General features: G+C 30.9%; 17 protein-coding genes. 5 read left to right on the top strand and 12 right to left on the bottom strand.

The annotated features are described in order from the left end of the window. Positions 1-2: 2 nt before the first annotated feature. From EF514_RS03400 to hrcA, 6 genes are all read right to left on the bottom strand, one after another. Positions 3-716, bottom strand: coding sequence for an RsmE family RNA methyltransferase (locus tag EF514_RS03400; protein WP_127723847.1), 714 nt, complete (start codon positions 714-716; stop codon positions 3-5). Continuing rightward, a complete protein-coding gene (gene prmA, locus EF514_RS03405) occupies positions 716-1,621 on the bottom strand; it encodes a 50S ribosomal protein L11 methyltransferase (protein WP_127723849.1) in 906 nt (301 codons plus the stop codon). The genes EF514_RS03400 and prmA overlap by 1 nt, the downstream gene beginning before the upstream one ends. A gap of 40 nt (positions 1,622-1,661) precedes the next feature. Beyond that, a complete protein-coding gene (dnaJ, locus tag EF514_RS03410; protein WP_127723851.1) occupies positions 1,662-2,786 on the bottom strand; it encodes a molecular chaperone DnaJ in 1,125 nt (374 codons plus the stop codon). Positions 2,787-2,881: 95 nt separating this feature from the next. Then, a complete protein-coding gene (gene dnaK, locus EF514_RS03415) occupies positions 2,882-4,693 on the bottom strand; it encodes a molecular chaperone DnaK (RefSeq protein ID WP_127723853.1) in 1,812 nt (603 codons plus the stop codon). Between the two features lie 41 nt (positions 4,694-4,734). Continuing rightward, positions 4,735-5,280, bottom strand: coding sequence for a nucleotide exchange factor GrpE (gene grpE, locus EF514_RS03420; protein WP_127723855.1), 546 nt, complete (start codon positions 5,278-5,280; stop codon positions 4,735-4,737). 4 nt (positions 5,281-5,284) lie between these two features. Next, positions 5,285-6,316, bottom strand: a complete 1,032-nt coding sequence (hrcA, locus tag EF514_RS03425) for a heat-inducible transcriptional repressor HrcA (RefSeq protein ID WP_127723857.1) — start codon at positions 6,314-6,316, stop codon at positions 5,285-5,287. Positions 6,317-6,518: 202 nt separating this feature from the next. On the opposite strand from hrcA, the gene lepB (EF514_RS03430) reads away from it, so the two are divergent. The 5 genes from lepB (EF514_RS03430) to rpsT all read left to right on the top strand — a co-directional run bounded on the left by lepB (EF514_RS03430) (position 6,519) and on the right by rpsT (position 10,900). Further along, the gene (lepB, locus tag EF514_RS03430) at positions 6,519-7,019 is read left to right on the top strand and encodes a signal peptidase I (protein WP_127723859.1); all 501 of its coding nucleotides are present in this window, start codon (positions 6,519-6,521) and stop codon (positions 7,017-7,019) included. Between the two features lie 16 nt (positions 7,020-7,035). Then, positions 7,036-7,596: a signal peptidase I gene (gene lepB / locus EF514_RS03435; protein ID WP_240648995.1), complete on the top strand. Its 561-nt coding sequence runs from the start codon at positions 7,036-7,038 to the stop codon at positions 7,594-7,596. After that, positions 7,589-9,397 carry a translation elongation factor 4 gene (gene lepA / locus EF514_RS03440; RefSeq protein WP_127723861.1) on the top strand — a complete coding sequence of 603 codons (1,809 nt, stop codon included), beginning with the start codon at positions 7,589-7,591 and terminating at the stop codon, positions 9,395-9,397. The genes lepB (EF514_RS03435) and lepA overlap by 8 nt, the downstream gene beginning before the upstream one ends. Beyond that, a complete protein-coding gene (gene hemW / locus EF514_RS03445) occupies positions 9,384-10,559 on the top strand; it encodes a radical SAM family heme chaperone HemW (protein WP_240648996.1) in 1,176 nt (391 codons plus the stop codon). The genes lepA and hemW overlap by 14 nt, the downstream gene beginning before the upstream one ends. A 77-nt stretch (positions 10,560-10,636) precedes the next feature. Then, complete coding sequence (gene rpsT, locus EF514_RS03450; RefSeq protein WP_127723863.1) at positions 10,637-10,900, top strand: 30S ribosomal protein S20; 264 nt, start codon at positions 10,637-10,639, stop codon at positions 10,898-10,900. Between the two features lie 29 nt (positions 10,901-10,929). Here rpsT and holA read toward each other — a convergent pair whose 3' ends face one another. The 6 genes from holA to proB all read right to left on the bottom strand — a co-directional run bounded on the left by holA (position 10,930) and on the right by proB (position 18,779). After that, the gene (holA, locus tag EF514_RS03455) at positions 10,930-11,934 is read right to left on the bottom strand and encodes a DNA polymerase III subunit delta (protein WP_127723865.1); all 1,005 of its coding nucleotides are present in this window, start codon (positions 11,932-11,934) and stop codon (positions 10,930-10,932) included. Next, the gene (locus EF514_RS03460) at positions 11,912-14,200 is read right to left on the bottom strand and encodes a DNA internalization-related competence protein ComEC/Rec2 (protein WP_127723867.1); all 2,289 of its coding nucleotides are present in this window, start codon (positions 14,198-14,200) and stop codon (positions 11,912-11,914) included. The genes holA and EF514_RS03460 overlap by 23 nt, the downstream gene beginning before the upstream one ends. Positions 14,201-14,454: 254 nt before the next feature. Beyond that, complete coding sequence (gene thrB / locus EF514_RS03465; RefSeq protein WP_127723869.1) at positions 14,455-15,303, bottom strand: homoserine kinase; 849 nt, start codon at positions 15,301-15,303, stop codon at positions 14,455-14,457. Then, positions 15,303-16,751 carry a threonine synthase gene (gene thrC, locus EF514_RS03470; protein ID WP_127723871.1) on the bottom strand — a complete coding sequence of 483 codons (1,449 nt, stop codon included), beginning with the start codon at positions 16,749-16,751 and terminating at the stop codon, positions 15,303-15,305. The genes thrB and thrC overlap by 1 nt, the downstream gene beginning before the upstream one ends. Positions 16,752-16,753: 2 nt before the next feature. Then, on the bottom strand, positions 16,754-18,016 hold the full coding sequence (locus tag EF514_RS03475; protein WP_127723873.1) for a glutamate-5-semialdehyde dehydrogenase: 1,263 nt from the start codon (positions 18,014-18,016) through the stop codon (positions 16,754-16,756). Further along, positions 17,988-18,779 (bottom strand): glutamate 5-kinase, encoded by a 792-nt coding sequence (gene proB / locus EF514_RS03480; protein ID WP_127723875.1) that lies wholly within the window; start codon positions 18,777-18,779, stop codon positions 17,988-17,990. The genes EF514_RS03475 and proB overlap by 29 nt, the downstream gene beginning before the upstream one ends. Positions 18,780-18,824 lie beyond the last annotated feature (45 nt).

Here is an 18,824-nt window from a genome sequence, read left to right on the forward strand (position 1 = left end):
TTCTACCTACTTTCTAAATAGTAAATTATAGAAAAGCTTGAACATACTGCCGCTGTCTCAGCTCTTAAAATTCTATTACCCAAAGTAATAATATTTGCACCTATCTCTCTGAGAAAATTTATTTCACTTTCTTCAAAACCGCCCTCCGGTCCAATTACTAAGGCAATATTATTGGAAAGAGACTTTAAATCAAAAAGAGTAGTCCCTAATTGATTTTCATAGGGGACAATTATATCCATATCTCCTGATAGATCTTTTAACTCTTCTAGTTTTAAAGGATGTGTAACTTCAGGAATATAATCTCTCTTAGATTGCTTAGCAGCAGACTCCACTACTTTTTGCCAACGCTGGACCTTTTTTTCCTCTTTGCCGCTAATGTTGGAAATAGTTCTTTTTAATTTCAAAGGATGAATTTTACTAACTCCCGCCTCTGTCGCTTGTTTTAAAGCTTGATCCATTTTATCTCCCTTTAAAATCCCCTGAAATAAAGTTAAATTTACTTTGCTTTCATTTTTTAAGCCCACAGCTCTAATTTTTTTTAAAATAATATTGTTACCTTCTATTCTCTCAAAGGCACTTTCAAATATTCCGTTATCAGCGCAAACTTCTACAATTTCACTTTCTTTTATTCTAAGCACCTTTGAAAAGTGATGCGAATTTTCCTCTGAAAGTTCAATTTCATTTTCAAATACTTTATTTTCAAAAAATCTATACATTATTTAACTCTACCTACTATTGATGCCCATCCATTTTCTTCCTTAACTTCTAAAACTTCAAATCCCGAACTTAGAAGAGCATCTTTAACTAAATTAATTTTTTCAATTATTATACCTGAAGAAATAAATATTCCTCTATTATTTAAACTGCTTTTTAAGTCCAGAATCATATCCGATATTATTTCAGCTATAATATTTGACACTATTACATCAGCTTTACCTTCTACTACATCAAGTAAATTACCCTTGTATATAGTCATTTTATCCAACACATTGTTTAAATAAGCGTTATTCTTAGTAGCCTCTATTGCCTTTGGGTCTATATCAACTGCTGTAACTTTTTCAGCCCCTAATTTCAATGCTGCAATACCTAAAATACCGCTTCCACATCCAATGTCAAATACTATATCTAAAGGTTTTAAATATTTCTCTAAAGCTTCAATACAAAGTGAAGTTGTTTCATGGGTTCCGGTTCCAAAGGCCATCCCGGGATCAATTTCAACTACAATTCTATTTTTGTTTTCATAGTTTTCCCATGTGGGCTTTATAGTTATTTTACTTCCTATTTCAACAGGATGGTAGTATTGCTTCCAGTTATTTGCCCAATCACTATCATCAGTTTCACTTATAGTTACATCAATGTTTTTCTCTTCTAATTTGGTCTTAATCTTTTTAACTATTTCTACTTCATCTTTAGAAAAATAACATTTTATTATAAGTATGCCTTTTTTTAAGGAAAAAACTTCTTCACCAACAAAGTCCCAGTTTTTTTCATCTTGACTTAGTTCTTCAAAAGTTTTTGCTGTACTCTCCTCAAAGGTATATACTTCACACTCATATAGGACATCTACAACTTCTTCCCTCATACTGTCGAAAGTATTTACTACAAGTTCTATATATTTCATAGTTCCCCCATTTTAAAATAGACAAAATAAAACATTTTGTCTATTCAAATAACTCTTTAAATTTATTAAAAAATCCTTTTTTCTCTTCTTTCCCATTTTCACTTTTTTCTCTAAGAGTTTCAAGTAACTCCCTTTGTTCATCATTGATTTTCTTAGGAACTATTATATCAACGGTAAAGTATAAGTCTCCTTTACCTTCTTTGTTTATACGGCTAACACCTTCATTTTTTAATTTAAAGGTAGTTCCACCTTGAGTACCTTTCGGAATTTCATAGTCAACTAAGTTAGTTAAAGTTGGAACTTTTATAGTTCCTCCAAGTACGGCATCCATATAAGTTATAGGAATTTCCAAATGTAAGTCGCTTCCCGATCTTTTAAATACGGAGTCTTCTTTCACTGAAACGTATATGAATAAATCTCCACTCGGTCCTCCATTTTCTCCAGAATGTCCTTCGCCCTTCATGGAGATAATAGTATTGTTATCTACACCTGCCGGGATTTTAACATTTATCTTTTTATTTACTACCTCTTTTCCTATTCCATGGCATTTATGGCAAGGTTCATCTAATATTTCCCCTGTGCCGTCACATTTATCACAGCTTACCACTCTTATAAAACTTCCAAAGGGAGAATTAGACTGTACTTTAACTTGACCTGAACCTCTACACTTATCACAAGTGTGTTTATCGGTTCCCGGTTCCGCACCTGTGCCGTCACATCTACTACATACTTCCTGTCTCCTTACATTTACTACCCTTTCAACACCGAAGACAGCTTCTCTAAAATCTAAAGTAATATCATATCTGATATCCTGTCCTTTAGTTGGAGATACGTTCTTACTACCGGAATAGGAATCTCTAAATCCTCCTCCGAACATATCAAATATGTCACCAAATATATCCCCGAAACCTCCGAAGCCTCCAAAATCTCCTTCACTAAAGTTTCCGTTTATACCGTCTTCTCCGTAAAGATCATAGGTCTTTCGCTTTTGCTCATCAGATAAAATCTCATAAGCTACATTTATTTCCTTAAGCCTTTTCTCAGCTTCTTCATCACCATTGTTTAAATCAGGATGGTACTTTTTAGCAAGTTTTTTATAAGATTTTCTTATTTCTTCATAACTTGCATCTCTACTTACCTCTAAAACATCATAAAAATCTTTCAATATATCACCTGCCAATTTCTAATATATTTTACCTGCTTTTCTAAAAAAAATAAAGCTAAATCGCAAAAAGATTTAGCTTTATTAAAATGTTATGATTATTCGTCTTCATCAACAACTTCGTAATCAGCATCTACTACGTCTTCTTCAGTAGCTCCTTGTCCCTGTTCGCCTTGAGCTTGTTTGTAAACTTCTTCAGAAACTGCATAGAAAGCCTGAGTTAACTCTTCTGTCTTAGCCTTAATTTCATCTACATCCTCAGAATCCTTAACTGATTTTAAACCTTCCAATGCTTTTTCAATTTTTTCTTTATCTTCGGCTTTTATCTTATCCTTTGCTTCATCTAAAGTAGACTCTGCTTGATAGATTATAGAATCGGCATTATTTCTAGCTTCAATTAAGTCTTTTTTCTTTGCATCTTCTTGAGCATACATTTCTGCTTCTTTTACTTTCTTTTCAATTTCTTCATCTGTCAAATTGGAAGAAGAAGTAATTGTAATATTTTGTTCTTTTCCTGTTCCTAAATCCTTTGCAGATACGTTTACTATACCGTTGGCATCTATATCAAAAGTAACTTCAATTTGAGGCGTACCTCTTCTCGCCGGTAAAATACCATCAAGTTGGAACCTTCCAAGAGTTACGTTGTCTGCTGCCATTTGTCTTTCACCTTGAAGCACGTGAATATCCACTGAAGTTTGATTATCTGTAGCTGTAGTAAAAGTTTGTGATTTCTTAGTTGGAATAGTTGTATTTCTCTCTATTAATCTTGTAGTAACTCCTCCCATAGTCTCAATACCTAAGGACAATGGAGTAACGTCAAGTAATAGTAAATCTTTTACATCGCCAGATAGAACTCCACCCTGAATAGCTGCTCCAAGAGCAACACTTTCATCAGGATTTATATCTTTTTGCGGTTCTTTACCAACTAGTTTTTTAATACTTGCTTGAACTGCAGGTATTCTTGTAGAACCACCTACTAGCAATACTTTATCTATATCCTTAGCTGATAAACCGGCGTCTTTTAAAGCATCTAAAACAGGTTGTTCAGTCTTTTTAACTAAATCCTTAGTCAACTCATCAAACTTAGCTCTTGTTAGGTCCATATTTAAGTGAAGTGGTCCTTCAGCAGTAGCAATAATGAAAGGAAGGTTTATATTTGTTGACATTGTAGAAGAAAGTTCTTTCTTTGCTTTTTCCGCAGCTTCCTTTAATCTTTGAAGACTCATTTTATCAGCCTTTAAATCCACTCCATGTTCTTTTTTAAACTGCTCGGAAATAAAATCTATTATTTTGTTATCAAAGTCATCTCCACCAAGTCTATTGTTACCTCTAGTTGAATGTACTTCAAAAACTCCATCGGAAAGTTCCAATATTGATACGTCAAAAGTACCTCCACCAAGGTCAAATACCATTACAGTTTGATCTTCCGTCTGTTTATCTTCTCCATAAGCTAAAGCTGCAGCTGTAGGCTCATTTACTATTCTCTTTACATCTAAGCCCGCTATTAAACCTGCATCCTTAGTAGCTTGTCTTTGAGAGTCTGTAAAATATGCTGGCACTGTTATAACAGCTTCCGTAATTTTCTCTCCAAGATAACTTTCCGCATCTGACTTTAATTTTTGTAAAATCATTGCAGAAATTTCTTGAGGTGTATAAGTCTTTCCATCTATTGTAACTTTATAATCAGAACCCATCTCTCTTTTAATTGATTGAATGGTTCTGTCCGGATTAGTAATTGCTTGACGTTTTGCAGTTTCACCAACTAATCTTTCTCCGTCCTTTGTAAATGCAACTATTGAAGGTGTCGTTCTATTTCCCTCTATATTAGGGATTATTATAGAATCCCCGCCTTCCATAACTGCAACAGCAGAGTTTGTAGTTCCTAAATCAATTCCTATTATTTTTCCCATATTATAATTTCCTCCTTAAGAGATTTTTAATCAATAATTAATTATTGAGATACCTTAACCATTGAAGGTCTAAGCACTCTTTCACCTAATTTATAACCTTTTTGTAACACTTCTATTACCATGCCTTCCTTTACACCTTCTTTAGGCTCCACTAGTACTGCATGGTGTATATTTGGATTGAATTCAGCATTAAGGGCTTCAATTTCCTCTACGTCATTTTTTTCAAGTAATTCTAAAAGTTGAACATAAATCATCTCCACTCCTTCTGAAAAACTATTCTTTTCAGTATTTGCATCTAATGCTCTTTCAAAGTTATCTATTATTGGAAGTAAACCTAAAATTATTTTTTCTATTCCCAATTCTACATAATCTTTTTTTTCACTTTCCGTTCTTCTTTTAAAATTAATAAAATCCGCTTGAAGTCTAACAAATTTATCTTTAATTAAATCTAACTCACTGTCTTTCTCATTATTTTCTGCTTCTTTTGCTTCCGCTTCCTGAGATAGACTTTCTTTTTCTTCAACTGTTTTTTCTTCTATTACTTCTTCCGTCTTCTCTTCAATTAGATCTCTTTCTTCATTATTCACACAATCACCTCACAATTTCATCTAATGCAAAGGACAAATTATCTCTAAATTCTCTAACCGTATTAATAAATTTCCCATAGTCCATTCTCGTCGGACCTATTATCCCAATTTGCCCTATCTGTTTGTTCTTCGGATTAAAAGAAGCTTTAATAAGAGAATTGGCTTTCATAAGCTCCATATTGTTTTCACTCCCTATTATTACTTCAACATCTGTTGAATTAGAAGAATCATTTATAAATTTTAAAAAAGAGTTTTTATCCTCCATAAAAGAAATAAATTCCCTCGCCTTATCTATATTAAAAAATTCTTCAAAATTTAAAAGATTAGTAATCCCATCAAAGTAATAATCTACTGAGCTGACCTTTTCATTAAAAGTACTGGCCCTTTTTATTACGTCAGAAATAAAATCACTATACTTTATAATGGAACCCTTTAAAACCACTTTCAACCCATAGATTTCCTGAAAATCAATTCCGCTTAAAGACTCATTTAACATATCACAAATGGCTTTAAGTTCATGATCAGGTATTGGATTTTCAACATTTATTATTTGTTTCTCAACAACTCCTCTGTTTCCAATAATTAAAAGTAAAATAGTATAATTGTCAATGTTTAATAGATGAATAAACTTAATCATCGTGTCCGGCTTCTCTAGGGATAAAATAAAGGCCGCACACTTAGTTTCCTCAGCTAAAAGCGAAACAGTGTTTTCATATAAATCATCAAAACCCGTAACACTTTCAAACATCTTATTTATTAAATCTACATTTATTTCTATTCCACTTTCATTTAAAAAATCCTCTTGTAGTCTATCTACAAAATATCTATAAGCTTTATCAGATGGAACTCTACCTGCTGATGTGTGAGGTTTACTTAAATAACCTAATTCTTCTAAATCAGCCATTTCATTCCTTATAGTCGCAGAGCTAATTCCCATTTTCAAATCCTTAGACAAAGTCCTAGATCCAACGGGATTAGGAATGTTTATATAGGAATTTATAACGGCATTTAGAATTTCCATTTTTCTTTCATCCATAGCAATCACCTTTTGTTAGCACTCTTTTATCTTGAGTGCTAAAGCTTATGTATACATAATACTACCTTAGTCAAAGATTGTCAATAGATTTTGGTTTTTTTATTTATCTCCCTAAAAATAGAGATTTCACCATATTCAAACAGGTTTAAAATAATATCAAACTGTGTTAAAATAAAGTTTAGCGAAATTTAGGAGGTATGTTTTGAAATATGATAAAATTACCAGCTTAAAGATTATACTTATTGTATTAATCTTAACTCTTTTTATTAGAAATTTTTTATTTAATGTAACTATAGTTAACGGTTCTTCAATGGAACCCACTTTATCCAACAAAAGTTTAGTGTTCTCCATAGTTCCGAAGAAACACTTTATCAAACGCGGAGACATTGTTATTTTAAAGGCACCCGATAAAAAATATAAGAAATATATAAAAAGAGTCATTGGACTTCCTAATGATGAAGTCCAAATAAAAAACGGCAAGGTTTATATTAATGGTGATCTTTATGAAGAAAACTATATCTCAACTGACTATACAGAGGCTATTAACGGAACATATACCATTCTTAAAGAAAATGAATACTTTGTATTGGGAGATAATAGAGAGCCCGGTAAATCTGAAGATTCAAGGTATTTCGGTCCTATAGATAAAAGAAACATAAAGTCAGTGATTATTTTTAGGATATATCCTTTTAGAAAGTTTTAAATATGAGGTGATTAATTTGGAAGATAAAACCAATGAAGTTAAGGAAAAGGATTCAATTTTTAGTTGGATTATTACCATAATTGCAGCAATTGCACTAACTTTTTTCATAACTACTTTTATACTTATTCCAACTATAGTTGTCGGTGAATCTATGAGTCCCACCCTTAGTGAAAATGACAGACTAATATCTTTAAAATTTCCACTATACTATAGCAACCCTTCAAAGGGAGACATTGTAATACTGGACTCTCCGGAGGAAGATAATAAGGAATATATTAAAAGAGTTATAGGAGTTCCCGGCGACGTCATTGAGATTGATAATGGCAACGTATATATAAACGGACAATTATACGATGAAGATTATATTAAAGAAGGTGTTCTTACTGAAATATACAGCGAAAATTCATGGACACTTTCTTCAGATGAGTACTTTGTAATGGGTGACAACAGATTGCCCGGCAAATCTTTGGACTCAAGATTTTTTGGTCCTATTAAAAGAGATACCATTAGAGGTATTGCCAATTTTAGATATTGGCCTATTTCAAAATTAGGAGTTGTAGGAGGTATAAATGAATAAAAGGCAAAAAAATATTAGGAATTTTTCAATTATAGCTCACATAGATCATGGAAAATCTACTTTAGCTGATAGATTAATTGAACATACAGGAATGCTTACTGAGCGTGAAATGGATTCTCAGGTTTTAGATTCAATGGATCTTGAAAAAGAAAGAGGCATTACTATTAAGCTCAAAGCCGTTAGATTAATCTACACCGATAAAAAAGGTGAAGAGTATATCTTTAACTTAATAGATACTCCCGGTCATGTGGACTTTAACTATGAAGTTTCCAGATCTCTGGCAGCCTGTGAAGGAGCCTTAGTAGTAGTTGATGCCACTCAGGGTGTTGAAGCACAGACTTTGGGAAATGTATATCTAGCTATAGATCAGGACTTAGAATTAGTTCCTATAATTAATAAGATAGACCTTCCAAGTGCAAGACCAGATGAAATAAAGCAGGAAATTGAAGATATAATAGGCATAGATGCTGAAAATGCTCCTTTAATTTCCGCTAAAAAAGGAATAGGTATAGAGGATGTATTTACTAGAATTATAGAAGATATACCTGCCCCGTCGGGAGATGAAAATGCTCCTTTAAAGGCCTTGATATTTGACTCCTACTATGATTCCTATAAAGGAGTAATATGTTATGTCAGTATTAAGGATGGAGTAGTTAAACCCGGCGATGAAATTATTATGATGGCAACTAAAAAAGTTTTTGAAGTAGTGGAAGTTGGAATTACCACCTCCTCTCATATCAGTCTTGATAAACTCTCCGCTGGAGATGTGGGATATATTACGGCAAGCATTAAAAATGTAAAAGAAGCAACTGTTGGTGACACTATTACATTGGCGAAGAATCCCACGGCTGAACCTCTTCCAGGTTATAAAAAAGTTGTACCAATGGTCTATTGCGGTATCTATCCGGCAGAAGGTGAAGAGTATACCAACATAAGGGAAGCTTTGGAAAAACTACAAGTTAACGATGCAGCTTTAGTTTTTGAAGCGGAAACTTCCGCAGCTCTCGGTTTTGGTTTTAGATGTGGCTTTTTAGGCCTTTTGCATATGGAAATTATTCAAGAAAGACTTGAAAGAGAATTTAATTTAGATATTATTACCACTTCCCCATCTGTTATATATAAAATAAACAAAGTAGATGGAAGTACTGTGGAAATTCAAAACCCTACAAACTTGCCTGATCAAACAGAAATATTGTATATGGAAGAACCTATTGTAAGCGCTGATATTATGACTCCTACTGACTATGTAGGAGCCGTTATGGAGCTATGTCAAAACAGACGTGGAACTTTTATTAATATGGAATACTTAGAAGAGACAAGGGCTTTAATAAAGTATGACCTGCCCCTTAATGAAGTTATTTATGATTTCTTTGATGCTTTAAAGTCAAAGACCAGAGGCTATGCTTCCTATGACTACGAGTTAAAGGGATACAATGAATCAAAGTTGGTAAAGCTGGACATATTAATAAACGGAAATATTGTGGATGCTTTATCTATTATAGTTCATGAGTCCACTGCCTATAATAAGGGACGCAGAATTTGTGAAAAACTTTCTCAGGTAATACCAAGACATCAATTTGCAATACCTATTCAAGCAGCCATAGGAAATAAAATAATAGCAAGGGAAACTATAAGGGCACTTAGAAAAGACGTACTTGCAAAATGTTATGGTGGAGATATTTCCAGAAAGAGAAAACTTTTAGAAAAGCAAAAAGAAGGTAAGAAACGAATGAGAATGGTGGGAGAGGTGGAAGTTCCTCAAGAGGCATTCCTATCTGTTTTAAAATATGAAGAAGAATAGTATGAAAGCTTTAGAAACTAATAATCCTAACTTATCAATTTATATACACATTCCCTTCTGCGAAAGTAGATGTTATTATTGTGACTTCTGTTCTTCTGTAATAAAAGATGACTTAGTTGAAAAATATTTTTATTATTTAAATTTAGAAATTGAACTTTATAGTGAGTTTTTAAAAGACAAGATTATCAACACTCTTTTTATAGGGGGAGGAACTCCAAGTTCTGTAGAAGCTAAATATATTAAGGCTGTTTTAGAAAAACTTAAAACAGTCTCAAGCTTTTCTAAAGATTGTGAAATTACTTTGGAGGTTAATCCCAATTCCATTGATAAATCGAAAGTCCATGGCTATTTAAATTCGGGTATCAATCGGTTTTCAATAGGAGCTCAAAGTTTTAATGATGATATTTTAAAAATCATAGGAAGAATTCATAATGAAGATGATATATTTAAAGCTGTAGATACTCTTAAAAGTTTTAATATTATAAATTACAGTTTGGATTTAATGTTGGCACTTCCAAATCAAAAAATGAAAGATATTGAATATTCCATTAAAACCATTGAAGAATTAAATCCAACTCATCTTTCCTATTACAGTTTAATTCTTGAAGATTCTACACTTTTAAAAAAACTAAGTGACGAGGGAAAACTAAATTTCCCGAACGAAGATTTAGATAGAGAGATGTACCACTACGTTATAAACTCTCTAAGAAACTTAGGCTATTTTCAATATGAAATTTCTAATTTTTCCAAAAAGGGATTTATATCAAGACACAATTTAAACTATTGGACACTGAAAAACTATCTAGGCTTGGGACTTTCCTCCCATTCCAACATTGATACTTTAAGGTTTAACAATTTTTATAATTTTAACAACTATTTTAAAGCAATTGAAAATAAAAAATATCCAATTGAATACTATGAAAATTTAACGGTTAAAGATAGAGTCAATGAGTTTTCCATTTTAGGTTTGCGTTTAAATTCCGGTATTGATATTTCAAGAGCTAATGAGATGTTTAATATAAATTTCTCTAGTTACTACAAAGATGAAATAGAAAAAAACCTCAATGGAGGTTTGATCTATATAAAAGATAATTTTATTAAATTAACGGACCGAGGTCGTGATTTGTCAAATATTGTAGAAACAGATTTTATTCGACTTTAGCAAATCTAATCTTGCAATGTTGCCAAATTAATGTTAAAATACTTAAAGCTTATAGATGAACTATGGAGGTGAATTACATGGCAAATATTAAATCCGCTATAAAGAGAATTGATGTTGCAAATAGAAATAATGAACGTAATAAGGCAATGAAAACTGAAGTTAAAACAAATATCAAAAAGTTTGAACAAGCGTTAAATTCAGGTAATATAGATGAAGCAAGAGAACTTTTAAAGATTATTGATAAAAAACTTAAAAAAGCTGCTCATAAAAACATAATACACAAAAATAATGTTGCAAGAAAAATGTCAAGATTGACTCTTAAGTTAAATAAAGTAAGTTAATAAAAGCTTCTTCAGAAGTTTTTATTAACTTATTTTTTTGTAAATTCAACTATTAAAGTTTCTAACAAAACATCTTCCATAACACTTGATGTTTTTAGAGATTCATCTACTATAAGTAGTCTTTTATAAAAATCATAGAGAAAATCAACTTTAAAATTATGGGCAACTTTTGCAATTTTCCCGTATTCATATTGTTTTATTCCTATTTCATTCATAATTTCAACATCTTTATACATTGACCCTTTTAATTCAATATAAGATATTAGTATTCTCACCTGTCTGATAAACATAAACAAAATTTTTTGTACCGGTTCATTTAAAAGATGTAAATTTCTATATTCTTTTAAAGCTCCTTCAGTGTCTTTATTTGTCAATGCATTTAAAAAATTAAAAATATTTGAATCCGTATTTTCAGTTAAAGACTCGTCTATTAATGCTTTATTTACCACTTCTCCAACTGATAATGACAACATTTTATCCAATTCATTTTTTAAATCGTAAAGAGTCATTTCTATATTTTTAGAATTATAAGAAGATTTACTAACTAGGTAACTTAAGTCAGTCTTAGTTATTGTATATCCCTTTCTAACAATATACCCTTCAACAAAGCGCAAAACTTCCCTACTGTCTAATTTCCCAAATTCTACATTTCTCTTTCTCTTCGAAAAATACTTGTAAAAACTCTTTGTCTTATTTAAACTATTCTCACTATCTAAAAAAACTAAAATACAAAAATCTCCAATCTTGTCTAAAAAACTTCCAAAGTCCTTTGTTACATTTTCAGAAAAAGCAGTAACATCCTTTACAAATATGACTCTTTTATCACTCATTATCGGAAGGGTTTCGCAAAAAGCTATTAACTTTTCCTCTGTTAAAGCCTTTCCTTCAAAAAACGCTAGATTAAAAGTTTCCATACCTTTTGGAATATACTTTTTTGAAATATACTCCACTGCATTATCTATTAGCAGCTTTTCGCTGCCGTAAAATAAATATGCTCCACTTAATTCCATTTTATATAGTTCTCTGTACTTCATACTTGCTCCACTTCTTTATATATAAATAAATTATTATAAACTCAAAAACACCACTTAGCATAAATACATTTTTTCCTTCTTCCTCTTTAAAACTTTTAAATTTTATCCTTCCCTTATTGTCAATTACTAGACTAATCTGTCCATCTATACTGGTAGTTTTAGTCTGTACTCCGTTTTTGTTTAGAATATTTAAGACTTCAGGAGTTGGATGAGCATATGGATTGTCTATTCCTGCACTTATTACTGCATACTTAGGTTTTAAATCCTTTATAAAACTTTCAGAGGTTGCAGTACTTGAACCATGGTGAGAAACTTTAAGCAAGTCAGCACCTACTTTTAAACTCTCCTCTATCCTAGAAGATATGTCTCCTGTGTATAGGATATTAAATCCTCTATGCTCTACCTTCATAACCATGGATTTATCATTTGAATCCATAAGTTTTTTAGGGTTGGATAAAATTTCTATTGTGGTATTCCCATCAATATCTAACACATCATTTTTCTCAACTTTATAGATGGGGATATTTCTCTTTGCTAACTCTCTTAGATAAATATTATCTTCAATATAGCTTACATATACCGCTTTAAATCTAATCCTATCTAATAGATCTAATAAACCGTCAATGTGGTCTTCATCAAAGTGAGAAATAAACAACTTCTCTATTTCAGCAACTCCCACTGCTTCTAAATAATTTAATGTATAATATTCCCCTGGCCTAAAATCTCCTCTATAACTTCCTCCGGTATCTACCATGTAGGACTTCCCTTTATAGGTCATAATTGAACAGTCACCCTGTCCAACATATAAATAATCCACTTTAAAATTTTGAAATGAAGAATAAATCAAAAATATTGAGAATAAGATTGCAAATACACCATAAACCATCACAACTTTTAAAAGTCTATAAAAATATAATAATTTATCTTTAAAATAGACTATTAAGATTATACCATAATAGATAATAATAGAAGCAATGGATACTTGAATAAAATCTCTGCTATATATACTTAATAGATTCAATATTTTAACTATGTAATCAGAAATATTTAATATTAAGTTTAAAGTAGGAAATATTAAAAAGCCCAAAAAATTAAATAGTAAAGCTATATAGGATAAAACAATTGCTAAGGAATAAAAAGGTATTAAAAGTAAGTTGGAGATAAAGGTCTCTAAGGGATATATTCTAAAAAAATATATGGAAATCGGAAAAATTACAATACCTATTGATAGGCTAAGTGAAAGAGAATTTGAAACATATCCATCTCCTAAGTAACCTCTTATTATTTTAAAAAATAAAATAATGCCAAGTACACAACCATAGCTTAAAAGAAATGACACAGAATATATACTATAGGGATTAAACAATAAAACTATTATTGAACTTAATATCAAGCCCTTTAAAGAGCTGTATTTAAATTTTAGTAGATATGATAAAGTTAAAAACAATGTCATTAAATAGGCTCTTAAAGCTCCCAAAGGAAAACCCACCAAACTTAAATATGTAAAAATTAAAAATAAGCTTATGATTTTTTGCTTTAATTTGGAAATATTAAATATTTTTAAAATAAACTCACAAAAATAAGTAATGATAGTAATATGTAAACCTGAGAGAGCAAGTATATGAGAAATCCCTATGTTTTTGAAGTTTTCCTTTGTACTGTCTTCAAGATATCCACTATTTACAAGAACTATGCTCTTAATAAATGAGCTATTTTTCTCTGTCATAGAATTATCAAAAGTATTCTCTACATATTCAATAAAAAGTTTTTGTAATTTAAAATATAAGTTTGGCTTTTTTATTCTCTCAATGTTTTTTGCATAAATTATAAAATTTATTCCCTTTGATTTTAAATAATTTTTATAATCAAATCCGCCAAAATTCATTCTAGGTTGTGGTAATTTAATATCTCCCTTAATAATTATTTCTTCACCTATATTTAAATCTTCTTTAGTATAAAACTGAACTTTTCCCTTTCCGCCCTTAACTTTTAAAGTATACTTTTGACTGTTTCCCATATCTCTCTTTAAAACAGTGCCTCTAACTAGATTAGAATTAAGTTCATACTTTTCTCTATAATTTACATTTAAAGAAGAAAGAAAAAATAAAATTATACATAAAAATAAAAGCCTGTCTTTACTGTCTTCACTTAAAAAGATAAGACCTAGAATAGAAAATAGTATTAAAAATATAACTATATATGAGTTTAAGCGAAAAGACAAAGCCGTCAAAATACCAAGTAAAACAGAAATTAACAACTTTACCATAATTTCCCCTTCCAGCAAATCTACTGAATTTAGGGTCAAATACTTAAAGTGATTCACCTTTAACTAAACTAATTTATTAAATTATATCTTATATTAATCCATTTATTCCAATTTATTTAAAAAAATTTTATAAACTATAAAAGGTCTTCCACTACAACTTTGATTAAAGCTTACTCCAAATTTTATCGCTTGTTTCTTTACTATTAATATAAAGTAATTACTAACATATCAAAAGGAGCCCTTTCTAGAGCTCCTTAATTATTTATTATAGTTGCACCTTCTATATCCACTTCAAGTTCATAAACTTTCCAATTGAATTCACTGTTATTTGATTCCTTTAACACTGTACTTATTGAACTATTATCTTTAGTAGTAATTACCAATAAACTTGGTCCTGCTCCGCTAATAAATAAGACTGCATTATTATTTTCACAAATTTTCTTAAAATAATCGTAGTCATTTATTAAATTCTTTCTATAGGGCTCATGTAATTTATCTTCAGCAGCGCCTTTTAACAATTCAAAATCTCCATTATAAAGAGCATCGGAAATTAATGTTGCTCTTGCTATATTTGAAACTGCATCTTCCAACTTAACTTCCTTTTTTACCACTTCTCTAGCCTCTACGGTCCTTAACTCAAAGTCCGGCACTAGTACATAAAGTTTGTAATTATTATTAACTTCTTTTCTAGAGTAATAAACCTGTTTATTTACTATTGAAGTTATATGTCCTCCAAAAAGTGCCGGGGCAACATTGTCAGGATGTCCCTCTATATCAGTTGCATATTTTAAAATTTCTTTTTTATCTAATTTAAGTCCCGACATTTCATTTGCAGCCATAAGCCCTGCAATTATACAGGAAGCACTGCTTCCCAATCCTCTGGACATAGGAATTTCAGTACTAACCTTTATCTCAACATAAGGAGCTTTTAAATTGTTTTTCTCATAAAGATATTTAAAAGATCTATAAATTAAATTCCTTTCATCTACTTCTACATCTTTTTTCTCAAAGGTAAAGGTATTATATAAGTTTAAAGCCATACCCTGTGAATCATAGCCCGGTCCTATATTAGCAGTAGTGGCCGGAACTCTTATAGTTACCATTATAGTACCTCCAAAATAGAATCTCTCATTTTGGATTTATCTATTACAAGATTCTGAGTTACTTCAGCATTTAAAATATCTTCAAATCTCTTTGGTAGTTTAATTCCTGTAATATTTTCAATTTCTTTTAAATTTTCCAACTCACCTTCCTGCTCTATTTCTAAAGCCTCTGCAATAGAATTGGCAAATTTATAAGGTGAAGCCGTTGAAGCTATTAGTACTTTAATATTTTCATCCTTTTGATATTCCTCAGCCGCCATATATCCTATTACTGTATGTGTATCCATTAAATATTTAAATTCATCGTAGACTTTCTTAATTCCTTTAATAGTTTCCTCATCGTTAAAACTATAACCATATATATCATTAAAGATAGAAAGATTATCTAATTTATAAAATCTCTTTTCTTTTAAATCTGTCATAAGTTTATTAATACTTTCAGAATCTTTTAACTTATAATATAAAAATCTTTCTAAATTACTTGAAATAAGTATGTCCATTGATGGGGAGTTGGTTTTATAAAATTCTCGATTAACATTATATTCCCCTGTATTAATGAAGTCACTTAAAATATTATTTCGATTTGATGCACATATTAAATCTCTAATTGGCAACCCCATTTCCTTTGCCAAGTATCCGGCTAAAATATTTCCAAAATTCCCAGTAGGAACACTTATAGATATTTCTTCGCCATTTTTAATTTCATCTTTTTCTACTAATTTATAGTAACTATAATAATAATATACTATTTGAGGAACTAGCCTACCTATGTTTATAGAATTTGCAGAAGATACTACATATTTTTTACTCTTAAGTTTTTCTTTAAAACCATCATCAGTAAAAATTTCCTTAAGGGCGCTTTGAGCATCGTCAAAATTTCCCTTAATGGCAATTGCAAAAGTGTTCTTTCCATCTATAGTAGTCATTTGTCTTCTTTGAACTTCACTTATTCCATCTGTTGGATAAAAAACAACTATCTTAGTATTTTCTACGTCTTTAAATCCATATAGAGCTGCACTTCCAGTATCGCCGGAAGTCGCTGTTAAAACAACTATTTTTTCCTCAAGATTTTTTTCTTTAATGGCAAGTTTAATCAGTCTAGGCAACAATGAAAGAGCAAAATCCTTAAATGCAAAGGTTGACCCATGATATAATTCCATAACATATTTGTTTGAAAGTTTTTTAATAGGTAAAATATCCTCTTCAAAAGTAGCATAGGCATTTTCAATTTCTCTTCTTAAATCATTTTTATCAATATCATCAAAAATTGAACCTATTATCTTATTTGCAAAATCCACATAATTGAATTTTTCAATTTCTTCCTTTTCAAACTTTACCTTTGGTAATTTTTCCGGAATATACAATCCCCCATCATCACTTAAACCTTTTAAAAGAGCATCAAATGTTGAATCAACAGTTGAGTTTCCCCTTGTACTTATATATTTCATATCTACTTCCTTATCTGACCATTTCCCAAAATTACATACTTCGTACTAGTTAATTCCTTTAAACCCACAGGACCTCTGGCATGGAGTTTTTGAGTAGAAATTCCCATTTCAGCACCCTTACCAAATTCACCGCCGTCAGTAAATCTTGAACTTGCATTCACATAAACACAAGCAGAATCAACTTCATTTAAAAATTTCATGGCATTTTCATAGTTTTCCGTAACTATTACGTCTGAGTGTCCACTTGAATACTTGTATATATGCTCTACAGCTTCCTGAAAATTATCAACTATCTTCATAGACATTGCATAATCTAAATATTCTCTTGCATATTCTTCTTCAGTAGCTTCTTTTATCCCATCTAATTTAGCCCTTGAAAGTTCACAACCGTAAACTGTAATATTATATTCATCTATTATCTTCTTTAAGCCCTTATAGAACTCATCCGATAGACTTTTATGGACTAAAAGTGATTCCATTGCATTACAAACTCCAACTCTGGTAGTCTTTGCATTTTCTATTATATTTAAAGCCATTTCAATTTTGGCACTTTCATCAACGTATACGTGACAGTTCCCAACTCCGGTTTCCAATGTAGGTACCTTAGCATTTTCTACAACGGAATTGATTAAATTTGCACTTCCCCTTGGAATTAAAAGATCAATATATCCTCTTAATTTCATAAGTTCTGTTGAAGACTCTCTAGTGGTATCTTCAACTAAAATAACCATATTTTCATTATGACCTGAATTTTTTATTCCTTCTCTAATTGCATCTGCAATGGCTTTATTAGAGTTAAAAGCTTCTTTTCCACCGCGTAAAATAATAGCATTTGAGGATTTCAAACCAAGAATAGCCGCATCTAAAGTTACATTTGGTCTGGCCTCATAAATAATCGCTATTACACCTATTGGAACACTTTTTTTACCTAGGACTAATCCATTTTCCAAAGTTTTCATATTTTCAATTTCACCAATTGGATCTTCTAATTCAATTACAGTATCTATAGATGAAGCCATTGATTCTATCCTTGAACTATCTAAAAACAACCTATCTAAAAGTCCTTCAGAAAGGTCCATTAACCTTCCGTTTTCCATATCTATTACATTAGCTTCCAAGATGTTATTCATATTATCTATTAAAGCTTTTTTAATATATTTTAAAATTTCATTTTTTCCCTTGGAGCCTAACTTTGAAAGTTCTCTACTTGCTACTTTGGCCTTCTCTCCTAAAATTTCAAGCTCTCGCCTTAAAGATCGTTCCAATTTCCTCCCCCTCTACAATTTTTCTAATATTTTTTAAATCGTCAGAATTAGCTATTACCATATCAATACCTTTTTCCAAACATAGCCTTGCTGCATTTATCTTAGTTGTCATTCCCCCTGTTCCCACAGTTGAGTTTGAATCCTTAGCCATATTTTCCAATTCTTCACTTATTTCCACAACTTCGGAAATAAGTTTTGCTTTGGGGTTTTGACGAGGATCATCATCATAAAGTCCATCAATATCCGAAAGTAATATTAATAAATCAGCATCTACCATTCTGGATACCACAGCAGATAAAGTATCATTATCACCAAATTCTATTTCAAAAGTGGAAATAGTGTCATTTTCATTTACTACGGGTATTACGTTCATATTCAATAATTTTTCAAAAGTATTCCTAGCGTTTTCTCTCATAACTAAATCAGTTTCAATTTGTTTCGTCAATAATATTTGAGCCGCTTCATATCCGAATTCATGGAAAGCTCTGTTATAAGTATTCATTAAAGCAACTTGACCTACTGCAGAAGCTGCCTGTTTACCTACAGTGTCTCTTGGCCTTGAAAGTAAATTTAATTTTTTTGCACCTGCAGCTATTGCCCCTGAAGACACTAAAATTACATTAATCTCATGGTTTTTTAAATTTGAAAGTTCCCAAGCCAATTCATCTATTCTTTGAAGATTTATCACTCCGTTTTCATGGGTTATAGATGAAGAACCAATTTTTACAACTACGGTTTTTAATTCATTACTAAATTTCCTCATATTATCTCCACTTTCTAATAGAATATAATTAAATATACTATACCA

The organism is Anaerosphaera multitolerans, from assembly GCF_004006535.1.
Taxonomy (GTDB): domain Bacteria; phylum Bacillota; class Clostridia; order Tissierellales; family Peptoniphilaceae; genus Anaerosphaera; species Anaerosphaera multitolerans.